Source organism: Pseudoalteromonas sp. SG41-5 (assembly GCF_014164495.1).
GTDB classification, from domain to species: domain Bacteria; phylum Pseudomonadota; class Gammaproteobacteria; order Enterobacterales; family Alteromonadaceae; genus Pseudoalteromonas; species Pseudoalteromonas rhizosphaerae.
Window position 1 is genome coordinate 1 of sequence record NZ_JACJFH010000022.1, and the last position, 22,433, is coordinate 22,433.

Consider the following 22,433-nt stretch of genomic DNA (forward strand, 5'->3'; position numbering starts at 1 on the left):
TTATGAAGAAATAGTCGAACAGGTTTCGCAAGCGTGGAATAAATTCATTTCTGTTCCTGATACGGTTAAAAGCATATGCTCTAGAGACTGGATAAAATTGACTTAATCTTTATGCAGATTGGTATGAATATTAAAACCCGTATTCTGGTGTTTGTCATTTTGTTTGAGATATTGGCTTATTCAACCCTACAGTTATTCAACACGCTAATTTACAAAGAATCTTTGGATGAATTTAAGCAAAATGAAATTCAAGCTGTGTTCAATGGCACTATTTCCCGAATCAATCATCTTACAGAACAAATGCAAGGGCATGCGATCGATCTGGCTCTAAGCGGTGAACAGTTATACTTTCTGCGTCATCAAAAATCTACTCCCATGGCTGATATCAAGGAACTGGCTCAGCGCACGTTACAAAATAAGTTTGCCAGTTTTGAACAAGCCATGGGAGGAGGGCTTTGGTATCAACCCCAGGTACTGGATGAGCAGTATCGTTATTTTGGCCCATATGTATATAAAGAAAATAAACAGCTGCAATTTACGTGGGATCTCAATAAACCACAGTACGATTATTTTTCTCAGGATTGGTACCAGCTTGCTGAACAGCAAGGGTGGGGATTAAACCAATCCAGCTATCGTCCAATATTTTGGACTAACCCTTATTACGATGATGCAGGCTCATTCTCGTTGATGATGACTATAGATGCGGTGATGCTTGACGATAACCGCAGTCCGATTGGTATGGCGACGCTCGACTGGTCTTTAGCTGAGTTAAGTGAGTTTTTAGTCAGCATTAAAGTGACCGAAAATGCACAATCATTTTTATTTCACCGGGATTCTGAGTTAATTATTGGCTTTACAGACAAGCCTCAAACGGTACAGCAGTTGACCGATGACTTTCCTTGGGCGGCAACATTAGTAGCTCAAAGTCGGTTAAGTAAGGTCAATAGCTTTGGGTTTGAGCAGCTAGCAATTGAAGATAAGTATATTTTTTATCAGCTTAGTGAGAGCGGTTTTATCTTTGGCTCATTAGTTCCTAAAAATGATTTAAGTAAACAAGTTGATAAAGTGTCTTCTTGGGCTTTAATCACAGGCAGTGGCATAGGGCTGTGCTTTATTATACTGATGATTTTTATCCTCAAAGCTTTGTTTAGCCCTTTTGATCAGGTATTAAATATCATAAAAAGCTCTATTCGTTATGGTAGTAATAAGCAAGTTAATCTACTGCCAGTTGAGTATGCTAAACGCAATGAGTTTACCCCAATTATTACTGCTTTAAATGATGTGTACTTACAAGTAAAAAGCTACGTCAGTGAGATTGAAGATGCGAATACCAAGTTGATGTCTTCACAGAAACAAGTAAAACAGTTAAATGCGGTACTTGAGCGTAAAGTGGCTCTGCGTACTGCTGAGCTTGAGACTAAGACCAAAGAAGCAACATTATCGCTGGAACAGCTAAAACGTACTCAGCAACAGTTAATTGAAAATGAAAAGCATGCGTCGTTAGGACGATTAGTTGCTGGAGTTGCTCATCAAATAAATACCCCATTGGGCATTTGCGTCACGGCTGCATCAGTACTGGAAAGCACCTCGAAAACTATTCATGGCAAAGCGGCTGCGGGTAACATGTCGAGAGAGGAGTTTAATCAGGCCTATGATCATATAATACAAAGCACAGAGTTATTGAGCGTTAATCTCCACAGAGCTACCAATCTAATCAATAACTTTAAACAAGTTGCGGTAGACAACGATACACAGGAAAATCGCTGGTTTAACTTAGGTGAGTATATCGATAATATTCTGCTGTCAATCCACTCACGTGTTGACCAAACGCCTCATAAAGTTAAATGCCAATACCAGCAAGAAATTCGTTTTTTTGCCTCACCAAGTGCATTCTCGCAAATTTTAGGGCAGCTAGTGGAAAATGCCTTAGTTTACGCTTTTGATGATTCAACGCCTGGGGAGGTGAACATTACAGTGAGTAAACATGATGAACAACTTCAGCTGATAATCAGCGATAATGGTAAAGGCATGCCAGAAGATGTCCGCAAGCAAGTATTTGACCCGTTCTTTTCTACGAATAACGCACAACTGAGTTTAGGTTTGGGGTTGCACATTGTTTATAATTTAGTAATACATAAACTAGCCGGTACGATAGAGTGCCAGAGTCAATTAGGTGCTGGCACTACTTTTATCATTACTATACCAATCAATGTAGTTGAACAACCGTGAGTATTTTTAAAGCCATTTTTTATTTTTGAAGTAAACGCCGATGGCACCGGTGATCACGACTAAAAATATAACAAAAAAACTAAATGCGTAAGGGCTCTCTGTACCAGGGATACCGCCTACATTTACGCCTAGTAAACCGGTTAAAAATCCTAGCGGTAAAAACAGTGCCGCAACCACCGACATCACATACATACGCTGATTTAATTGTTCAGAAACCTGATTAGTAATGGTTTGTTGAATAATTTGCGCACGTTCAATAGAGCTGTCTAATTCTTCAATAAAGCGGATCAGTAGATTGGTGGTTTCGTTTAACTTGGCTTTGTCGTTTTCACTAAGCCAGCTGTATTTGTTTGCCATTAAAGTACTGAGCGCTTCTTTTTGTGGCCTTAAGTAGCGTTTTAAACCAATTGATTGACGGCGTAACTGCGACAGTCCTTGGTTATCAAAGCGCTTTGTCGGCTCGTCAATTTCATCTTCAAAAATATCGAGAGTGTCATCTAAGCCATCAATTACCCCTTGCATACGTGAGGTAAGATTTTGTGTCAGTTGGCAAACTAATTCAGAAATGCTAACTGGCCCAGTTTTTTCTTCCAGTGCAGCTAAAATATCTTGGACTGAAAGTAAACGGCGTTTTCGGGTAGTGACCACTACATTTTCATTGATAAATAAACGAATTGAGACCATGTCTTCAGGGCTCTGCGCAGGATTTAAATTCACGCCTCGTAAAAACAACATACAACCGTTAGTTACTTTGGTGATACGAGGGCGTGTTTCATCGGCTGTTAATGATGCAAGTTCATAATCAGTCAACAATTCACTGTTTTGTAACCAATCTATGGCTTCACTTTGGCTATAATCAAGATGAACCCACAATTTACCTTGCTCAGGCTGCCAGTTATGTAGGTCTGCACTATTATCAATTGTGCGTGCGCCGCCTTGTTCATCAAGTATAAGTGCGTGTAGTAAACCATTGAACATAGTAAATTCTCATTAATCCTGTATGTTAATATAGTTGACTATTGAGTGACTTAGGTCAATTAAATTAGCTTATCATTTGGATAAAATTATTTCATTTGTGTTTTTATCCGTGTAGCGTATAAGACAGTTTTTTATTAAAGGGCACATTTATGACGGCAAAGATAATTGTTGGTTGGCGTGAGTGGTTAAGTTTACCTGAGCTTGGCATTAATCAAATTAAGGCTAAGATTGATACGGGCGCCCGTACGTCATGTATTCATGCTCTTAATATTGAAGAATATGAGCGAGAAGGCGAAAAGTGGGTTAAATTTATTGCTCAGCCTTTGCAAGAAGATGAGCACACTCAAATTGAGTGTGATGCTAAAGTAAAAAAGATGAAATATGTAACCAGCTCAAGTGGGCAGCGTGAGTTGCGGTATTTTATTGAGACTAAGCTCTGCGCTGGTGATAAAAGTTGGCCAATAGAAGTCACTTTGACCAGCCGAGCGAGTATGAAGTTTAGAATGTTATTAGGGCGCACAGCCATGGAAAATCGTATAGTCGTTGATCCGGCTTTATCTCATTTATTAGATAGTTAAGGTTTTAACTATGAAAATTGGTATTTTATCTCGTAACAAGAATTTATATTCAACGCGTCGTTTAATTGAAGCAGCTGAGATGCGTGGTCATGAAGTAAAAGTGATCGATGCATTACGTTGTTACATGAACATTAACTCTGAGCAACCAGAGATCCATTATCGCGGTGAAAATTTAAAAGATTTTGATACCATAATCCCGCGTATTGGTGCTTCAGTTACTTTTTATGGTTGTGCAGTACTGCGTCAGTTTGAAATGATGAATGTATTTCCTGTTAATGAATCAGTTGCTATTTCACGTTCGCGAGATAAATTACGTTCGTTACAGTTGTTATCACGTAAAGGCGTTGGTATGCCGGTAACCGGTTTTGCCAGCAAGCCAGATGACGTTAAAGACTTACTTGAAATGGTTGGCGGTGCACCTGTAGTTATTAAGCTGTTAGAGGGTACTCAAGGCATTGGTGTGGTGTTAGCTGAAACACGTAAAGCTGCTGAGAGTGTTATTGAAGCCTTTATGGGCTTAAAAGCTAATATCATGGTACAAGAGTATATTAAAGAAGCTGGTGGTGCAGATATCCGCTGTTTCGTACTTGGTGACAAAGTGATTGCCGCAATGAAGCGTCAAGCACAAGATGGTGAGTTCCGTTCTAATTTACACCGCGGTGGCAGTGCAACATTAGTGCGTATTACGCCAGAAGAACGTAGAACAGCAGTAGCTGCAGCTAAAGCAATGGGCTTGAACGTAGCTGGGGTTGATTTACTTCGTTCATCTCGCGGACCTTTGGTAATGGAAGTTAACTCTTCACCAGGTCTTGAAGGTATCGAAGTAGCAACAGGAAAAGATATTGCAGGTATGGTGATCGAATTTATCGAAAAAACCGCTGCAACCAAAAGGACCGCAACGCGTGGCAAAGGTTAGAATCAATAGTGCGTTTACTTTATTAGGTGAAACGGTGGGTGTCGGTGAGCGTAAGACGCTGGCTCTAGAAGCAGCTAAACTGTACACCCATTCGCCGTTGAATATCCCAATAGAGGTAGTGAATGGAGTTCAAGCAGGGCCTGTTTTAATGGTCTGTGCGGCTATTCATGGTGATGAACTCAATGGCGTAGAGGTCGTACGCCAATTATTAGCAAAAATAGATGCTAACCAGCTGCGTGGTACGCTGATTGCTGTGCCGATTGTTAACGTATTTGGTTTTATTCATAAGTCACGTTATTTACCTGATCGCCGTGATATGAATCGTAGCTTTCCAGGTTCTATTCGTGGATCGCTTGCTGGACGTATGGCACATATGTTCTTTTCGCAAGTGGCCATTCATTGTACGCATATTATTGATTTACATACTGGCGCAATACATCGCACCAATTTACCGCAAATTCGCGCAGATTTGAGTGATGAAGCAACGGCACAAATGGCGAATGCATTTGGTACACCAGCCGTTATTGATGCGTCACTTCGTAATGGTTCACTGCGAAGTGAGGCCGCGAACTTAGGTATTCCGGTGATTACATACGAAGCTGGAGAAGCGCTGCGGTTTGATCCAATTGCAATAGCGGCTGGTATGCAAGGCGTTGATTATGTCATGCGTCATTTAAAAATGATCCGTGGCAAGCGCGCTAAGAAGTTACCTGAGCCAATTATTGCCAGCTCTACCAGTTGGGTGCGTGCTGAAGTCGATGGCATTGTGCGTGCGCAAGTATCATTGGGTGAGCGAGTAATGAAAGGGCAAATATTAGCTTATATCAGTAGCCCACTCGGTGATTCTGAGCTGGAATTATTAGCGCCAAGAAGTGGTATAGTGATTGGTCAACAAACTATGCCACTGGTTAATGAAGGTGATGCAGTGTTTCATTTAGCATATTTTGCTCACGCAAACAGCTTGGTAGAACAACAGCTTGAAACCTTTATTGATGAAATAAGTGATATTGAAGATGAGTTAAAAACAGCGGAATTAAATAATTAATTGCTGATTGTAACTGATCAAAAAAGCCGTTTAAGGATATTCTTAAACGGCTTTTTGTTTGTGCTTTTAGTTTATTGCAGCTTTTTAGGTCCAATAGCGCGCTTAACCGCGATTGCTTTAGTAGGTTTCGGCTCTTTATTTAAAACCATCACCGGACGAGTAACAAATAGGTTATTAGGATAAATAACTCGGTGCCCATCAACATGTTCTAATACCACATTCATCAAGCCCATCTCGACAATACGCCCCTCAACAAAGTTCGCGCCGTCAATAACTCTAACCCAATAACCAACACGACAGTCATTTTGAATAAACATTAGCAAAAACGAGGTCAGATTGCTCAATAGCGACCAAGCTGCAAATAGTGCAACACCTAGCATGGCAAACAAGGATGAGCCAAGTACCAGTAAACCCCGTAATTCAATACCCCAAAAAACTAACACTAAGCACAGCATTACAAATGCGAGAATAATTTTCAGTAATAGTTCGGCACGATATTTACGGTGAATATCGACTTTGCCCTTAATAGTTTTTTCGAGTAATTTTTTAGTCAGTTTTAATAGTACAGGAAAAAGTAACAGAGCGACTAAAGTGACGATGAGTTTATACTGCGTGCTAAGAATATCTAACAGTTCCACAATCAATCCAAATGCGGTTTAGGAGCAACTAGTTTAGCGTTTTTAGCACACTTTAAAAGGAATTTTTTACAGTGACTAGCCATTGAATAGAATCAACATCATCACTTTTATCAAGTGGAGCGGCGATATCTAAATGGATCACAGTCCCTGCATTTGCTCTGCTTGGAGCGAGCCGTAACCCGATACCTATATTTTTCAATACTTGGCCATTTTTACCGTTATTTTGGTCATTAAACCAAGCGCGACCAATATCAAAAAATGCAGCTCCACCAACTTTAAACAGCTGAAGCAGGTCGTATTCCCAATAATAGCGTTTTTCAAGATTAACTAAAAAACTACGATCGCCTTGTTGGTAGTCTAGCGGATAGCCACGTAGGCCATTTTCGCCGCCTAAGATTAGCTGTTTGTCGGGAGTTAGGTTTTTAGCATAGTCTAAGCGTATTTTGGCATACCACGATTGTTCAAAACTGGTGTTTAAATAATACTGCACTTGAGTGCTCGCGAGTAAGTTCTCTACTTTGCTTTGTTGTTCGTTCCAATTACCATCTAGGCTAGCATGAAAGCGCCAAAGGGTATTATCGCCACTAAAATGAGCTTTTTTCGCATCAAAAGAGTAAATAGCGCGGCTATCGTCATTGCTTAATTCTTCACTTGCATAGCCTAATAAACCTTGCACATTCCAACCAAGATTTAAATCTTCAGTACGATAAATACTGTCGAAATTACGCACTTTTATGTAGTGATCTTCAAACCAATGACCACTGATATATGGATAGCTTAGCTCCCGTTTTTCAGCCAATGGTGTGACGGTATTTACTGTGCTCTCAAAAGCTTGCTGTTCATGGGTATAACCGACGCTAATGCGTTGAGTCCAATTATTAGCAAGCTGTTTAGAGTGGCCAAAGTGAATGCGATTATAGTCTGTTTTCTGGATAAATTGACTGAATACTTCACCACGTTTATAGAGAGATTCAATTCGTTGATCAGAGTAGCTTAATAAGCCATAGCTGTAAGGCGTATCAATAGAGTAAAAAGGGTAGCTAAGCTCGAGTAAATGGCGTTTACCATCGTCGTTATCTGAGTATTCTATACGACCACGGTAGCGGCTAGAAAGTATATTAGGATCATCATAAACAAACAGGTAACCATTACGTTCTGCATCGGTAGTGCGAGCAAGTGACAAACGTTTACCCCAGCCAAATAAATTGGATTCGCGAAACCCAATGCTCGATTTATTTTCGCCACCACTGCGGCTGAAGCTAATTTCTGGTAGTAACGTCCATAAATCGCGGGTGATCACTTTTACATTAATGTCACCATCGCAGTTAGTTTCTGCTTTTATTCTGGCATCGTATAGATAACCTTGACGACGTAATAAGCGCTCTGATTCGGCGAGTTTTTTCGGCTCATAGTGATCACCAGGTTCGAACAATAAAATATTTTTTATAACGTCTGGCTCAGTGGTCATATGAACACGATTGGCAAAGCGAAATAATGCGTTATTTTCTGCTTCTAAATTGGTATTGAAGACGTTGAGTTGATCAAGTTCGACCTGGGCAATTTTGGCTTTGTTGGTTTTTTCTGGCAGTGTCTCATCGACATCAAGTTGGCGACGGAGATTTTTTTCAGTGGGTGTAATTGTGCGTTGATTACTGCAACTTTGCTGTTCGTCACCAGATGATTGCGCTAAGCCATAGGATGAATAGAGCAAAGTGCTGCAACAGCTAAACAATAAAAATGCATAAGCGTTATTTACAACCATTGAAATCCTTTATTATGGGTTTTTACCGTTAACCCACTACACACTAAGTTTGTGTATAAGTCTACCTCATTGTTGCAATAGTGTAAGAAAATAGTGTGCTAAGGCTGCTAATAAATGCTCAGCTTCAATGCCTTCGCCATTAACCCAAATACTGTTACTGTAGTGTTCAAAGTTTAAATTAAAGCTTTGCTGTGCATACGTAAAGCGACATTGGTGGCGATCCGCTCCCGCTGCAAATTCACCAATTACTATTTCTGGGCCATGTAAAAATAACTGCGCCCAAAGCTCGAAATCATCATCGTTGGGCATTTCGCTGGGGATAATAATAATGGCATTATGTTGATTATCTAGTTGCAGCTGAGTCATCAATTTTCTCTTTATTTAAGACTGGGCTAAGTAGTCGCGTATGGCGTGTAAAAAAGGGCTGCCGTACTTATTGAGTTTAGTAAAGCCAACTCCTGACACTTTGAGAAATTCACTGTCATTGGTTGGCATTAGTTGCGCCATTTCTGCGAGGGTTTTATCGTTAAACACCACATATGGTGGCACATCATCCGCATCGGCAAGCTCTTTACGTAAGGCACGTAGTTTGGCAAATAGCTTTTTATCGTAATTAAACTGAGCGAGCTTGTCTTGGTATACGTGCTTCGCTTGCAGACGTGGTTCAGCCATTTGCAGCGCGTATTGACCTTTCAAAATAGCGCGAGCACCTTCGGTTAAGCGCAGTGCTGAGCCTTGGGTGATATCTTGACTCAGTAAGCCTTGGTGAATCAGTTGGCGTAAAATACTGAGCCAAAATTCACTACTGTGGTCTTTACCTATGCCATAAGTGCTGAGTTGGTGGTGATTGTTATCCCTAATGCGGCTGGTATTTGCTCCGCGCAGTAGCTCAACTATGTAGCCTAAACCAAACCGTTGTTCGGCACGATACACACACGAAAGGGCTTGTTGTGCCACTAAAGTACCATCAAAACTTTTTGGTGGATTTAGGCAAATATCGCAGTTGCCGCAAGGTTCGCGTTGATATTCACTAAAGTAGTTAAGAAGTATTTGTCGACGACATGTTTGTGCTTCTGCGAAGCTGGCCATGGCGTTAAAGCGTTGCTCTTCGACACGACGACGTTGTTCATCTTCAATGTCTTCAAAAAATCGCCTAACACGGCCAATATCGGCCGGATCAAAATACATAATAGCTTCAGCGGCCAAGCCATCACGGCCAGCACGGCCAGTTTCTTGATAGTAAGACTCGATACTTTTGGGAATATCATAATGCAGTACAAAACGGACGTTGGGTTTATTAATGCCCATGCCAAAGGCAACAGTAGCCACCACTATTTGAATATCGTCACGGGCGAAACCGGTTTGTACAAATTGGCGTTGCTCGTTACTCATACCTGCATGGTAAGCCGCTGCGTTCATTCCAGCATCAGCGATCTTTTCAGCTATTTCATCAACTCGTTTTCGACTGGTGCAATAAATAATACCACTTTGACTTTGTTGTTCTTTTAAGTAGCGAAGTAATTGCGCCAGCGGTTTGAATTTTTCTTCAATGGTGTAACGAATATTTGGTCGATCGAAACTACCAGTGTGTATATAGGGGGCATTTAAACCAAGCTGCTGGACGATATCAAACCGCGTGGCTTTATCAGCTGTCGCTGTGAGCGCCATCATAGGCACATCTGCAAAGCGTTGTTTTAGTTCGCTTAAGCGGCAGTAGTGAGGGCGAAAATCATGACCCCAATGTGATACACAGTGAGCTTCGTCAATCGCAAATAAACTAATATTAAGGTGACTTAAGCGCTCTTTAAATTCATGTTGCAGCACTTTTTCAGGTGCAACATACAGTAGCTTAAGCAAACCATTGTGCAGTTGTTGATATATTTGCTGCTGTTCGTCGCGGTTTAAACTGTTATTGATATACGCCGCTTTCACCCCGAGCGCTTGCAATTGTGATACTTGATCTTGCATAAGGGAAATTAATGGCGAAATAACGACTGTCAGACCGCTTAAGGCAAGCGCGGGCACTTGGTAGCATACTGATTTGCCGCCGCCAGTTGGCAGCAATACTAGCGAATCTTGGCCGTTAAGGGCTGCATTGATCACCGTTTCTTGGCCATCACGAAATTCGCTATAACCAAACACTTGTTTGAGTATAGCTGCGGGACTGCGCACTACGGTGCTTGCTGTGGGATTTGGTGTATTCATCGCGGACATTTTAGAGCTTTTAGACGACCTTGCATAGGTGCTTTTTATCGCACTTTCTTTTTAGTTGTGCTTTACTCATCTTACCAGTTATAAAGTCGCGGATAATAATAATGAATAAAGCCCAATTAATTGACCAAGTTGCTAAAGTTTTTGTAGAGCAAATGCCGTTTAACCAGTTTTTACAAATAAAAGTTAAATCACTAGATGCGGAACAAGCGCAAATAAGCTTTCCTTGGCAGGATGTCTTTATTGGTAATCCTGCTCAAAAAATTCTCCACGGTGGGGTGATCTCTGCGGTGCTTGATAATGTGGGGGGGATGCTAGCGGCGGCGGCGATGATAGATAAGCTCACTGAGCTTAATATAGTTAGTATTCAAACCAAGCTAGCGACACTCGGCACCATCGATTTGCGCACTGATTACTTGCGTCCAGGCAAAGGGCTTGAATTTACCGCTAGTGCTAAGCTAATTCGCTCCGGTAATAAAGTATGTGTATGCCGGATGGAGCTCCATAATGAACAAGGCATTCAAATAGCTTTTGGTACGGCAACTTATTTAGTTGGATAAAGCGTAGCTGGCAGGTAAACTAGCCGCCATTAAACTACATCAGAAACAATCTATGCCAACTAATCCTGAACAGCGTAAAGGTGTTATCTTAGCCTGTATGGCTTTTTTTATGTGGGGCTTAGCACCTATTTATTTTAAATTACTACAGCATATATCAGCTTTTGAAATACTGATGCATCGTGTGGTTTGGTCGGTATTATTCATCGTCATCATTGTTGCAGTAATGAATCAATGGCATAAAGTACAGCATGTACTTAAACACCCTAAACTCATTGCTATGCTGGTTATTACGGCCACCTTACTTGGCTTTAACTGGGGGCTATTTATTTGGGCGGTTAATAATGATCATATGCTTGATGCAAGTCTTGGTTATTATATCAATCCGTTATTAAACGTACTGCTAGGTATGCTTTTTTTAAGTGAAAAACTACGCAAATGGCAAGCGCTAGCGGTTGCTCTGGCGTTATTTGGTGTGGTGATCCAAGTTATTAGTTTTGGCTCATTTCCGGTGGTCGCACTTTCATTAGCAGGGTCATTTGCGGTGTATGGCTTACTTCGTAAAAAGTTACCTATCGAATCATTGCCGGGGTTACTACTAGAGGCATTAATATTATTGCCAGTTGCTTTAGTATATTGGTGGTTAATGGCGCCATCGAATAGCTCTGATTTCGTAGCGAATGATTGGCATACTAATGTATTGTTGATCAGTGCAGGCGTTATTACCACACTGCCACTACTTTGCTTTACAGGTGCTGCCAAGCGATTGCAGTATACTACCTTAGGGTTTTTCCAATATATTGGGCCAAGTTTAATGTTTGTGTTGGCGGTGGTATTTTATGGTGAAGTATTTAGTCCTGAACGAATAGTAACATTTGCTTGTATTTGGAGTGCGCTGGCTATCTTTAGTTGGGATTCCTATCGACAATCACAAAAGCGTAAACGTGAAAATATCCCTGCACCCACTAAGCCTGTTTAAGCAATGACTTTATTGCGGCCAGTTTCTTTGGCTTCATAAAGCTTAATATCGGCCTGTTTTAATAATTCATCAATTTGATAAACAGGCCCGTGTGCGTAACCAATAGAGAGCGTAAATTGAATTTTTTCTTTGCTAAATTCAGGGCTATTGAGCTCAACAAAGTGACGAAAATTATCCAGACGTTTTAATATTTCATCTTTATTTGTGTCATTAAAATACACAGCAAACTCTTCACCGCCTAAACGAGCCGCCAAGTCTTTTGTAAAGTATTTTGCAAAACAAATTGAAAGTCCTTTTAGTACTTCATCACCAGCATCGTGGCCATAGGTATCATTGATTGCTTTGAAATGGTCAATATCGAGCATCGCCAAAGAGGGAATTAACTCTTTTTTCTGCAGTTGTTTTAATGATTTTGTGGTCTCTTCAAAGAAGTAGCGACGATTAGGTAGTTTAGTTAAATAGTCAGTGTTCGCTTGTAAGCGAATGGTGGCAATTTGTTCCAGCATGTCAACGTTCTGGCTCAAACGGCAATAAAATTCCTCGTTATTAAATGGTTTACGTAAATAGTCGTTTGCGCCATTTTTCAAAAAACGCGCCGAAAGATGCGCTGCATTTGAGCCGGAAATACCGATTATTGCTTTTTCATCATTACTGTATAAGCGACGAATTTCACCACATAACTCATCACCATTCATGTTAGGCATTTCGTTATCTGCAATTATAACTGCTATATCAGGTGTTTGTTCGAGCACTGCAAGTGCTTCAATGCCATCACAGGCTTGTAATATTTGATATTTATGACGTTTAAGCAAGCTGCATATATGTAGTCGTGCTGATGGTGAGTCATCGACGACTAAGACTTTAACGTTTTCGTTGCGAGGTAAGCGCTGTAGTTGCTTTTCTAAATAATGGTAGGCTTGCTTGTTCTCTTTAGTGATGTAATCAATTATTGGATATTTTTCGACGGTATCACGGGTCTTTGCATCTATATTGCCGGTCATTACTATAGTAGGAATTTGAGCTTCAATAGTGCAGGGTACAGCCTCGCCTTGTGGTGCGTCAGGTAGAATAAAGTCTACTACAGCGCAAAAATAGTTATTTTTACTAATTAACTCTTTTGCTTGCGCTAAGGAACAGGCTATATCTGCATCATAGCCAACTTTAATTGCAATGTGCTTTTGCACTCGCGCTATAGTTGGCGTATCTTCAATGATGAGTATTTTTCGTGTCACGTAACACCTTGTTTTTGGCATGGCCAAGTTTGTTCAGTTATACAAGTTGTAACTGTTAAAACACGAAAAAGCAAATAACACCATTACTTTTATAAACTATCAGACTCCGAATAGTAGTCTGGATTTTGTGGTGCAGGACTTGAAATTTTAGAACGCCCAAACAGAGTATGAAACTTTGCTTTACACGTCGTTAGCTTTAGGTATTTAATCCACGCACGTTCAATTGCGTTGGTTGGTTCTTGATTACCAGAGACAACGGCAAAAAATTGTTCTTGGATTTCATTTTGTGGTTCAAGGGTTTTATTATATAACCCTTTTAGAACAACACCGTGTTGTTCAAGGATACTGGCTTCTAGTAAGGTAAAATTACCGCTGCGGCCGAATCCGCGCGGAAAGTTTTGATCATCATAAAACTGACGTTGGCTTACAAATGCTTGGCGAAGTAGTGAAATATCATTGCTCATGGCTGTTTCCTCATACCCTATTTTCAAGCTGGAGTATGGATCAAGTTGCGCAATTTATTAAACAAAAAATTTTTATCGTGAGGATAAATAATTGGATATAGATTTATTGAAAACCTTTGTCGAAGTGGTACGTACTCGTCACTTTGGTAAAGCGGCTGAAAACCTTTACATTACGCAGTCTGCGGTGAGTTTTCGAATTCGTCAATTAGAACAAGGACTAGGGGTTAATTTATTTATCCGCCAACGTAATAACATCCAATTGACTGCACCAGGGGAGCGCTTATTACCCCATGCGCAAATGATTATTACTGGTATGCAACGGGCTAAAGTCGATGTTGCTCTTGCGGATAATATGCATAAGCAAGTGAGTTTAGCAGGGACGCCTAATATTTGGGATGCTTTTTTACAGTTTGGTATCACTAATATTGTTTCTGCAATGCCAGGGGTATCGCTGGTGGCTGAAGTTAAAGCACAACAAGAAAGCACACGGTTATTATTAGAGCGCACCTTAGACCTAGCTATTTTATTTGATCCACCAAAAGTGGATGAATTAGTAGTTGAGCGTATTTGCACCTTGCCAATTATACCTATCAGTGCATTTGAAGGAGCTGCGAATGAAAACTTTTTTGATAATCAATATGTCTATGTTGACTGGGGAACTACCTTCTCTCTTTGGCATGCACGGCAATTTACTGGTCACACTCCACCATATTTTCGCACCAGCACAGGACGCATTGCATTAGATTTGATACTACAATGTGGAGGTAGTGCATTTATTCCTGAAGTTTTAGCGAAAAGCCATATAGATAAAGGGGAGCTACATCGAGTGTCTGATGTGGAACATACTTCTCGGGATATTTTTGTCGCTTATCACAGAGATAATGAACAAAAACCCTTGCTTGAGACGTTGGTTAATTTATTACTGGAATTAACACCAACAATAAGCAGTGAATTTAGTGCTAAGTAAGCTATATATGACAGTTTTATGTTGATTTGATGTCTTTTGTTGTTCCTTTTTATGAATAATATGAGTCATAAATGTTTCTGTTGTAATATTTCTGTCATTTACCACAGGCAAAATGCAGCGAATTAAAAATTAGTCTGTTGCGTTTATTGAGGAAATAATATGAAATTTGCAAAGTCGAGCTTATTACTAGCTGTGTTAAGTGGTTTATCTTTTTCTGCGTTTGCTGATGTTGATGTGTATGGTAAAGCGAATGTATCTGTGCAATCTTCGGATGACGGTGAAGGGTCATTCAGCGAAATTAAAAGCAATGCATCGCGAATTGGTTTTAAAGGTTCTGAAAACATCAGTGATGGCTTAGAAGCTATTTATAAGTTCGAATTTCAAGTTAATGTTTCTGATGATTCAAAAGACACGGTTACATCACGTAATCAATACGTTGGTTTAAAAGGTGGATTTGGTCAATTAGTGATTGGCCGTAATGATACTGCTTTAAAGCAATCACAAGGAAAGTTGGATTTATTTGATAACCTTGAAGGTGATATCAAAAATTTATTTAAAGGTGAAAACCGACTTAGTGATACGGTTACTTATTCATCAAAGGATTTAAGTGGCTTTAAAGTGCTTGCAACTTACGTTGCAGAAAAAGACAGTGAAGGCGATAGCGGTTATTCATTAGCACTTACTTATGGCGATGCTGGACTGAAGAAAAGCAATGTTTATGCATCAGTTGCTGCCGACAGTGAAGTTAATGGTTATGATGTTGTACGCGCTACCGTGCAAGGGAAAGTAGCTGATTTTAAACTAGGTGCAATGTACCAAAGCCAAGAAAAAGTGGATGGTAGCGGTGATGCCGATGGTTATTTAGTTAATGCGGCTTACACCCTTGATAGCAATACATTTAAAGTTCAATACCAAGTAATGGATTTTGATGCGGGTGATAAAAAGTCTGCCATCTCTGCAGGTGTTGATCACTCATTGAGCAAAAACACCACGTTATTTGCCTTCTACACTAATTTTGATATGGACAGCAATGTTGATCAAGATTACTTAGGTGTTGGCATGGAATACAAGTTTTAGTCTTTAGACCGTTGAAAAAGCCTTACTTATTGCTGTAAGGTTTTTTACTATTAAGCTTGTGCATACACTGATTTACCCGCAAGCCAGCGATTGATTAGTTGTTCTACTTGTTCAGGATACTGGCGGAGCATTTGTAGTGCGATAGGTCTGACTAAGTTGAGTGTGTGCTTATCTCTGGTTAAGTCAGCAATTTTAAATTCCGCTAAGCCTGTTTGTTTAGTGCCGAGCACTTCACCTGGACCACGAATTTCCAAATCACGTTCAGCAATTACAAAACCGTCATTGCTATCTCTTAGAACTGCCAAACGTTTTTGTGCAGTATGAGACAGCGGTGCGTGGTATAAAAGCACACAATGGGATGCGATTGCACCACGACCAACTCGCCCACGTAACTGATGTAATTGTGCAAGGCCAAGCCGTTCAGGATTCTCAATGATGATCAAACTGGCATTCGGCACATCTACACCGACTTCAATGACCGTTGTCGCCACTAATATATGAATCTTTCCAGCTTTGAACTCGCTCATAATAGCTTGCTTTTCTGCTGCTTTCATACGGCCATGAACTAATCCTATAGTTAACTCTGGCAGTGCATGAGTTAATTGCAGTGCGCTATCTTCTGCTGCTTGGCATTGCAATGCTTCCGATTCATCAATTAAGGTGCATACCCAATATACTTGACGACCTTGCTCGGTACAGGCTGTTTTTACACGAGCAATAATTTCATCACGACGCGTATCAGGTAGTGCAATGGTTTTAATTGGGGTACGTCCTGGTGGCAACTCATCAATCACGGACGTTTCTAAATCGGCATAAGCTGTCATCGCCAGTGTACGTGGGATCGGTGTTGCTGTCATAACCAGTTGATGGGGATAGCAATCACCAAAACGGCCTTTTTCTCGTAGCGATAAGCGCTGATGGACGCCAAAGCGGTGTTGTTCGTCAATAATAATAAGCACTAGGTTATTAAATGTTACTTGTTCTTGAAATAACGCATGAGTCCCAACAATCATTTGCGCTTCACCTGATGCTATTTTTTCAAGCGTTGCGCTGCGTTCTTTTCCTTTGGTTTTACCACCGAGCCATGCTGTAGTTATACCTAAAGCCGTAAACCAATTTTCGAAAGTAATGCCATGTTGTTCTGACAGAATTTCGGTGGGTGCCATTAATGCCACCTGATAGCCCTGTGCGATAGCTGTTAAGGCGCTCAGTGCCGCAACGAGGGTTTTACCTGAGCCAACATCGCCTTGTACTAAGCGCATCATTGGATAAGGAGACTGCAAATCGTTTTTTATTTCAGCGACGACTTTGTTTTGCGCGTTGGTTGGAGCAAAGGGGAGCTGCGCTAAAAAATCATGCTCCAGATGATTAATAGGGTTCAGAGCAACTGCTTTTACTTGCTGTCCTTGTTGACGTAATTTTAATAAGCTCAAATTTTGCGCCAGTAACTCTTCAAACACTAAACGTTGTTGAGCCGGGTGCAGGCCTTGCTCTAATGCGGTGATATCTACATCATTAGCGGGGCGATGTAAAAGTAGCAGTGCTTGAGTTAAATCCATACCAGCGTGTTGGAATTGCACTGGCAATAACTCTTCTACCTGATATTTTTCAAGTAATGCAATCGCCTGATCACTTAATGCACGGATCGACAGTTGTTTTAACCCTTCCGTTGTCGAGTAAACAGGCGTTAGTGTGGTCGCTGTTGGTTGTTCGCTCGGTGTATCGCTGAGGCTGTATTCAGGATGAGTCATTTCATAACCCACTCTGCCACGTCGTACCTCGCCAAAACAGCGGATCACCTTACCGCTACTTAAGGTATTCTTTTGTGCTGCAGTAAAATTAAAAAATCGCAGGGTGAGTCGTCCAGTACCATCGTTAACTTGGCAAACGAGCATTTTACGTTTACCAAAGGTAATTTGGCTGGTTTCTATGGTGGCTTCAATACTGACATGACTATGCACAGCTAAATCACTGATAGCATAAATACGGGTGCGGTCTTCATATCGAAGCGGTAGATGAAAGAGCATATCTTGCACTGTGCTAATGCCGAGTTTTTTTAGCCGCTCGGCCATCTTTGGACCAACGCCTTTGAGGTCAGTGATTGGGTAGCGGCTTAAAGTTGGCTTTGACACAATACGCTCAAATCTTTCATTTTTAGATACTTTTTAGTTTACGTGCGAACAGGCTTGTCATCAAGCATGTTTTAATTTGTGCCAAAACTCATCATCAGCGATGATTTCACCATTTTCATCGAGGGCTGGATAGGGTTGCGATTTTTCTTTGCATTTTTGTGCAATGATTGGATGGCAACCTTCAAATAGCATCTTATGTTTTATGCTCTCATCCAGCATAGTGCGCTCATATAAGCCGGCTTGCAGACGTTGGTTTTGTGCCTCAAATAATATCAGTGCAGCGGCCACAGACACATTCAGAGACTGCGCCATACCTTGCATTGGAATAATAATGTTTTTATCTGCGTGGGCAAGTGCTTGTGGAGAGATCCCGGTTTTTTCTTGGCCGACAATAATGGCTGTTGGCAGAGTATAATCAATCTCACGGTAGTCAACAGCATCAGGGCATAAGTTAGTAGCGAGTATTTGTACTTGCGGATTATGCAGGCGCATCATAGCCACAGCGCTGTCGATATCTTTATGTAAGTGAGTTGCGATCCAATTTTTACTGCCCCCAGAGGTATTATTGGTGAGCCATTTTTGGTTTTGTGGCCATACTGCATGAACATTATGGCAACCCACAGCATCAGCGCTGCGAACAATTGCAGACAAGTTATGGTGTTTGTGCACATCTTCTAAGCACACGGTTAAATCGGTTTGACGACGATCTAGTACGTGTTTAATGCGATGATAGCGGGTGTTTTCCATTTTTAGCCTTGTCTTAACTCATAAAATTGCCGCTATTATACGGGAATTACCGTCTTAAGGCATTACTGAGCGGCTAATTGGGTTTTGCAGTGATATTAGCGTTTCGGTTGACTGAATAGCTTCGATAGCTTGAATCTTATTGATCAATACATCTTGTAAATGATCAATTGAACGGGTCATTACCTTAATAAAAATACTGTAGTTACCGGTTGTGTAATAAGCCTCAACGACTTCTTCAAGTTCCTTTAGGTGCAATAAGGTTTGTGGGTAGTCTCGAGCATTATTGAGGTTGATGCCAATAAAACAACATACATCGTAGCCTAACTGCTTGGCATTGACGCTAACTTGGGTGCCTGTAATGATCCCGGCTTGTTTCATTTTTTCAATCCGTACATGAATTGTACCTGCGCTAACGGCGAACCGTTTGGCTAATTCTGCATAGGCTGTGCGGGCATTATCCATTAATGCGTGGAGGATCTGTTTATCAAGATTATCGATTTGATAATTTTCCATATAAATATCATCTTTAAATTGTTGAATCATCATTTTTTATACCACTAAATTAATCAAATTAATATGGTAAAGGTGTTTTTGTTATTGGTTATTGAATTAAAGTGCAAAATGATTGAGGATTGCTTTAACGACATGGTTGCTCATAGTGCAATCATGCATTTATGCAAGTAACAATAACTGGGAATGAGGCCAATTATTATGAGTTCACACTTTGTCCATCAACAGCTGCAAATTAGTAAAGTTAAACAGTATTTTTCACACCAGCTAGAACAACAGCTAGGGTTAATTGAAGTACAAGCGCCTATTTTGGCTAAAGTAGGCGATGGTATCCAAGATAACCTAAGTGGCACTGAAAATGCGGTTGCGGTAAAAGTTAAAACTATTCCAGCGAGTCAATTTGAAGTGGTTCACTCTTTGGCAAAATGGAAGCGAAAAACACTAGCTGAGCACGGCTTTGCAATTGGTGAAGGTTTATACACACATATGAAAGCGTTGCGCCCGGATGAAGAGTCATTAAGCCCCATCCATTCTGTTTATGTTGATCAGTGGGATTGGGAGAAAGTAATTTGTGCCAGTTCTGAGCGCTCTCTTGATAAGTTAAAAGAAACAGTACAAGCCTTGTATAAAGGCTTAAAAGCAACCGAGCAATTTGTTGCTGATGAATTTGGTATATCACCATTTTTACCCGCTGATATTACTTTTGTACACAGTGAACAGTTACGTCAAATGTACCCTGATTTTACCGCCAAGCAGCGCGAAAAAGCGATTACACAAGAATATGGTGCGGTGTTTTTGATAGGCATTGGTGGGGCATTAGCCGATGGTAAGATTCATGATGTACGCGCACCTGACTACGATGATTGGTCGACTCAGACTTGCGAGCAATACAGTGGCTTAAATGGTGATATTTTACTGTGGAACCCTGTGCTTGAAGATGCTTTTGAAATTTCATCAATGGGTATTCGCGTATCACCAGAAGCATTAGTTGCACAGCTTGCAATTACCGGTGACCAAGCTCGTTTAGAATTTGATTGGCATAAGCAACTACTAGCTAAACAATTACCACAGACAATAGGTGGTGGCATTGGTCAATCTCGATTGGCGATGTTGTTATTACAAAAACCTCACATCGGTCAAGTACAAGTAAGTGTATGGCCGGAGGAGTTAAAACAACAAGTGGCTGGTATTTTATAACGTAGACGAGAGAATAGAGATTATCTGCTGTTAGTCTCTATCTGCTTGCGATCAACTGGTTTTAAATTCAATCTCTATTTTTCCTTCTTGCAGTTTTACGTTACAAGGAGGATAGCTGCGATTTGTTCTTAATACTTTATCGAAAATGTGGATTTCTACCCCAGAATGCAATTTTTTATTGACCGCTAAATTAGCATTATCAAGTAGTTCATATAGACTTTGTTCTAGCGTTGTTAGGCGTTTTTCTAGCTGCTCTGCTTGTTGGCAATAATGTTGCTGAGTAGCTCCTATTTTAGCGAGCAATAGTTTTTTCTTATCTAAATCTTTTACTAAATCGGCCTTTTCTAGCGTTGCTTGCAGGGTGTCTAATTGCTCATCGGTTTTAGCTAATTCTTTAAGGCATTCATCGGTTTCAGTAGTAACAGACTTTCCTGAGGCAACCATGTTTATGAGCATTTTAGCGCCAGATTCATTACCAATTTCACCAGCGATAATCATTCCGGCATCCAGGATCTCGCCACCAAATAACTTCCCTTGTGGATTGTCTGCTTGGCCTATCTGTAAAAGCTTAGTCGCTTTCATTGCGCAGTGGCTAGCTTGGCGCTCAATAAAAATATTATTACCTTCAAGGTAGCTATATTGGGAGTGAGATAAATGAATATCACCGTTACAAATAATTTTGCACGAAAGCGTTTTATCATCTAGCTGGTGGCCAATCACACCTTGTTTAATGGTGATATTACCTTGCGCTGTCAGTTCTCCGGATTCAACCGTCCCCATCACAGTTATATCGCCTTTCGCGGTTACTTTCATGCCAGGCTCTATATTATGAGTGACAATAATGCTGCCATCAAAGTTTATATGGCCGCTTTTAACTGTGACATCGCCAATCGTAAAAATATCATCAACGCGCATACCATTTTGAATTTCGACTGGTACGCCCGCAATACTTGAGATTAATTCAAGAGGATTAGTTTTTGATATTTCACTGCCCTCACCAGCAACTAGCGGGCTACTTTCTCCAGCTTTTGCCGGAAGGACATCGCCTTTTACGGTAAAACCTTCTTTACCAGGAGTTGCGGGTTGCTGTCGAACTAATAATGTACCGGGTTCAACACTTGCTAACTTGCCAAAGTCGCGCATATCGACAGTGCCATCTTCGCGCAGTTTCGGGGTATGCAAACGCTCTTTTAAAGTTAATACTTGAGGAAGTAATTTTGATGATTTGCCGTCTTCTGGTAAGCGACCTTTAGCGAGGATACCTTTAACGGTAGTGCCAGCGGGTAATTCAAATTGTTTTTGTAGCAGCTGCTCTAAAAATGCTTGTTTGTAGCCCCGAGCAACCCCAGCTTTGATCAGCTGCTGTTTCGCTTGATCAAGGGCCAAAACTTTGCCACCTTGTGCGAGTGTGAGTTCGCCTGTTGCTAACATTTTATCATCACTGAGTGTAACAGTTAGTGTGGCGTCATGCTTACTGGCAACCACTAAACTACGTTCGCTACTAGGCTCTTTAAAAAAAGCATTGATAGCATCATAGTCTATGCGACATTCACAGAATGTTGATTTTTCTAGAGCCTCAATAACAAAAGCGGCACTAGGCGGCGAATGTTCTATAACATCGAGTAGTACATTACCGTTATGAGCAAGCTTAAACACGGATCATCCTTTTACAACACTTAAGTTAAAGGTTTTTATAATTATATAAAGATAGAGTGCTAGAGATTTGAATAACTGTCAAGAAGATCGAGGAAAAGGGGACTGATGAGTTAATACACCTAAGTATAAATACTTAGGTGTATTGCTGTAAGCTTAATTTGTTGAAGGCAATTCCATAATACCGTCAATTTCAACTTGCACGTTTTTTGGTAATGCGCGCACGCCAATTGCTGCTCGGGCAGGATAAGGTGCTTTGAAGTATTGGCTCATTACTTCATTTACCGTCGCAAAGTTAGATAGATCAGTTAAATAGATATTAACTTTTACCAAGTCTTGGATGTTGCCACCGGCTTCTTCACATACCGCACTAATATTTTTAAATACTTGATGTGTTTGTTCTGCGAAATCTTCAGAGATCACTTCCATCGTTGCGGGAACTAATGGAATTTGACCCGATAAGTAAACTGCTGTACCAACTTTTACTGCTTGGCTATAAGTGCCGATGGCAGCAGGTGCTAGATCCGTAGAAATAAATGCTTTATTCATGATTATCCTATG

Annotated in this window: 21 protein-coding genes; 9 read left to right on the plus strand and 12 right to left on the minus strand. The window is 40.7% G+C overall.

What is annotated here, in order from left to right; all coding sequences use genetic code 11:
* Window positions 1–123 precede the first annotated feature (123 nt).
* Window positions 124–2,229 (plus strand): ATP-binding protein, encoded by a 2,106-nt coding sequence (locus H5232_RS07965; protein WP_182830756.1) that lies wholly within the window; start codon window positions 124–126, stop codon window positions 2,227–2,229.
* Between the two features lie 6 nt (window positions 2,230–2,235).
* On the opposite strand, the gene H5232_RS07970 is transcribed toward H5232_RS07965, so the two are convergent.
* Window positions 2,236–3,207, minus strand: coding sequence for a zinc transporter ZntB (locus H5232_RS07970; RefSeq protein ID WP_145237039.1), 972 nt, complete (start codon window positions 3,205–3,207; stop codon window positions 2,236–2,238).
* A 149-nt stretch (window positions 3,208–3,356) separates the two neighbouring features.
* Here H5232_RS07970 and H5232_RS07975 point away from each other — a divergent pair, with 149 nt between their 5' ends.
* Genes H5232_RS07975 through H5232_RS07985 form a run of 3 tightly spaced genes read left to right on the plus strand, consistent with a single transcriptional unit; the run spans window position 3,357 to window position 5,746 of the window.
* Window positions 3,357–3,785, plus strand: coding sequence for an ATP-dependent zinc protease (locus H5232_RS07975; RefSeq protein ID WP_145237042.1), 429 nt, complete (start codon window positions 3,357–3,359; stop codon window positions 3,783–3,785).
* A gap of 10 nt (window positions 3,786–3,795) precedes the next feature.
* Window positions 3,796–4,701, plus strand: coding sequence for a 30S ribosomal protein S6--L-glutamate ligase (gene rimK, locus H5232_RS07980; protein WP_145237045.1), 906 nt, complete (start codon window positions 3,796–3,798; stop codon window positions 4,699–4,701).
* Window positions 4,688–5,746, plus strand: coding sequence for a succinylglutamate desuccinylase/aspartoacylase family protein (locus H5232_RS07985; RefSeq protein ID WP_145237048.1), 1,059 nt, complete (start codon window positions 4,688–4,690; stop codon window positions 5,744–5,746). Before rimK ends, H5232_RS07985 begins: the two co-directional genes overlap by 14 nt.
* Window positions 5,747–5,817: 71 nt before the next feature.
* Here H5232_RS07985 and H5232_RS07990 read toward each other — a convergent pair whose 3' ends face one another.
* The 4 genes from H5232_RS07990 to recQ form a co-directional block, all read right to left on the minus strand.
* A complete protein-coding gene (locus H5232_RS07990) occupies window positions 5,818–6,384 on the minus strand; it encodes a mechanosensitive ion channel domain-containing protein (RefSeq protein ID WP_149980644.1) in 567 nt (188 codons plus the stop codon).
* A 52-nt stretch (window positions 6,385–6,436) separates the two neighbouring features.
* Window positions 6,437–8,146 (minus strand): POTRA domain-containing protein, encoded by a 1,710-nt coding sequence (locus tag H5232_RS07995; protein ID WP_182718076.1) that lies wholly within the window; start codon window positions 8,144–8,146, stop codon window positions 6,437–6,439.
* Between the two features lie 66 nt (window positions 8,147–8,212).
* Window positions 8,213–8,512, minus strand: a complete 300-nt coding sequence (locus tag H5232_RS08000) for a DUF3630 family protein (RefSeq protein WP_182718077.1) — start codon at window positions 8,510–8,512, stop codon at window positions 8,213–8,215.
* 15 nt (window positions 8,513–8,527) lie between these two features.
* Window positions 8,528–10,351 (minus strand): DNA helicase RecQ, encoded by a 1,824-nt coding sequence (recQ, locus tag H5232_RS08005; protein WP_182718107.1) that lies wholly within the window; start codon window positions 10,349–10,351, stop codon window positions 8,528–8,530.
* A 110-nt stretch (window positions 10,352–10,461) separates the two neighbouring features.
* Between recQ and H5232_RS08010 the strand changes: the two genes are divergently transcribed.
* Both H5232_RS08010 and rarD read left to right on the plus strand, forming a co-directional pair.
* Window positions 10,462–10,917 (plus strand): thioesterase family protein, encoded by a 456-nt coding sequence (locus H5232_RS08010; protein WP_149980646.1) that lies wholly within the window; start codon window positions 10,462–10,464, stop codon window positions 10,915–10,917.
* A gap of 52 nt (window positions 10,918–10,969) precedes the next feature.
* Entirely contained in the window at window positions 10,970–11,893 is a 924-nt protein-coding gene (rarD, locus tag H5232_RS08015) for an EamA family transporter RarD (RefSeq protein ID WP_182718078.1), read from the plus strand.
* Here rarD and H5232_RS08020 read toward each other — a convergent pair.
* Complete coding sequence (locus tag H5232_RS08020) at window positions 11,890–13,125, minus strand: response regulator (protein ID WP_182718079.1); 1,236 nt, start codon at window positions 13,123–13,125, stop codon at window positions 11,890–11,892. The genes rarD and H5232_RS08020 overlap by 4 nt on opposite strands.
* Window positions 13,126–13,214: 89 nt before the next feature.
* A complete protein-coding gene (locus tag H5232_RS08025; RefSeq protein ID WP_145237075.1) occupies window positions 13,215–13,589 on the minus strand; it encodes a DUF413 domain-containing protein in 375 nt (124 codons plus the stop codon).
* Between the two features lie 91 nt (window positions 13,590–13,680).
* Between H5232_RS08025 and H5232_RS08030 the strand changes: the two genes are divergently transcribed.
* Window positions 13,681–14,556 (plus strand): LysR family transcriptional regulator, encoded by an 876-nt coding sequence (locus tag H5232_RS08030; RefSeq protein ID WP_149980649.1) that lies wholly within the window; start codon window positions 13,681–13,683, stop codon window positions 14,554–14,556.
* Between the two features lie 159 nt (window positions 14,557–14,715).
* Window positions 14,716–15,633, plus strand: a complete 918-nt coding sequence (locus H5232_RS08035; RefSeq protein WP_182718080.1) for a porin — start codon at window positions 14,716–14,718, stop codon at window positions 15,631–15,633.
* Window positions 15,634–15,683: 50 nt separating this feature from the next.
* On the opposite strand, the gene recG is transcribed toward H5232_RS08035, so the two are convergent.
* From recG to asnC, 3 genes are read right to left on the minus strand one after another with little or no spacing between them, the layout of a single operon-like run.
* Window positions 15,684–17,765 carry an ATP-dependent DNA helicase RecG gene (recG, locus tag H5232_RS08040; protein WP_182718081.1) on the minus strand — a complete coding sequence of 694 codons (2,082 nt, stop codon included), beginning with the start codon at window positions 17,763–17,765 and terminating at the stop codon, window positions 15,684–15,686.
* A gap of 60 nt (window positions 17,766–17,825) precedes the next feature.
* Window positions 17,826–18,512 carry a tRNA (guanosine(18)-2'-O)-methyltransferase TrmH gene (gene trmH / locus H5232_RS08045; RefSeq protein WP_182732244.1) on the minus strand — a complete coding sequence of 229 codons (687 nt, stop codon included), beginning with the start codon at window positions 18,510–18,512 and terminating at the stop codon, window positions 17,826–17,828.
* Between the two features lie 54 nt (window positions 18,513–18,566).
* On the minus strand, window positions 18,567–19,025 hold the full coding sequence (gene asnC / locus H5232_RS08050) for a transcriptional regulator AsnC (protein ID WP_145237092.1): 459 nt from the start codon (window positions 19,023–19,025) through the stop codon (window positions 18,567–18,569).
* A gap of 198 nt (window positions 19,026–19,223) precedes the next feature.
* Between asnC and asnA the strand changes: the two genes are divergently transcribed.
* Window positions 19,224–20,219, plus strand: coding sequence for an aspartate--ammonia ligase (asnA, locus tag H5232_RS08055; RefSeq protein ID WP_182830757.1), 996 nt, complete (start codon window positions 19,224–19,226; stop codon window positions 20,217–20,219).
* Between the two features lie 51 nt (window positions 20,220–20,270).
* Here the strand turns inward: asnA and H5232_RS08060 are convergent, their stop codons facing one another.
* Window positions 20,271–21,875 (minus strand): DUF342 domain-containing protein, encoded by a 1,605-nt coding sequence (locus tag H5232_RS08060; protein ID WP_149980653.1) that lies wholly within the window; start codon window positions 21,873–21,875, stop codon window positions 20,271–20,273.
* Between the two features lie 153 nt (window positions 21,876–22,028).
* Window positions 22,029–22,421, minus strand: coding sequence for a RidA family protein (locus tag H5232_RS08065; RefSeq protein ID WP_145237101.1), 393 nt, complete (start codon window positions 22,419–22,421; stop codon window positions 22,029–22,031).
* Between the last annotated feature and the right edge of the window lie 12 nt (window positions 22,422–22,433).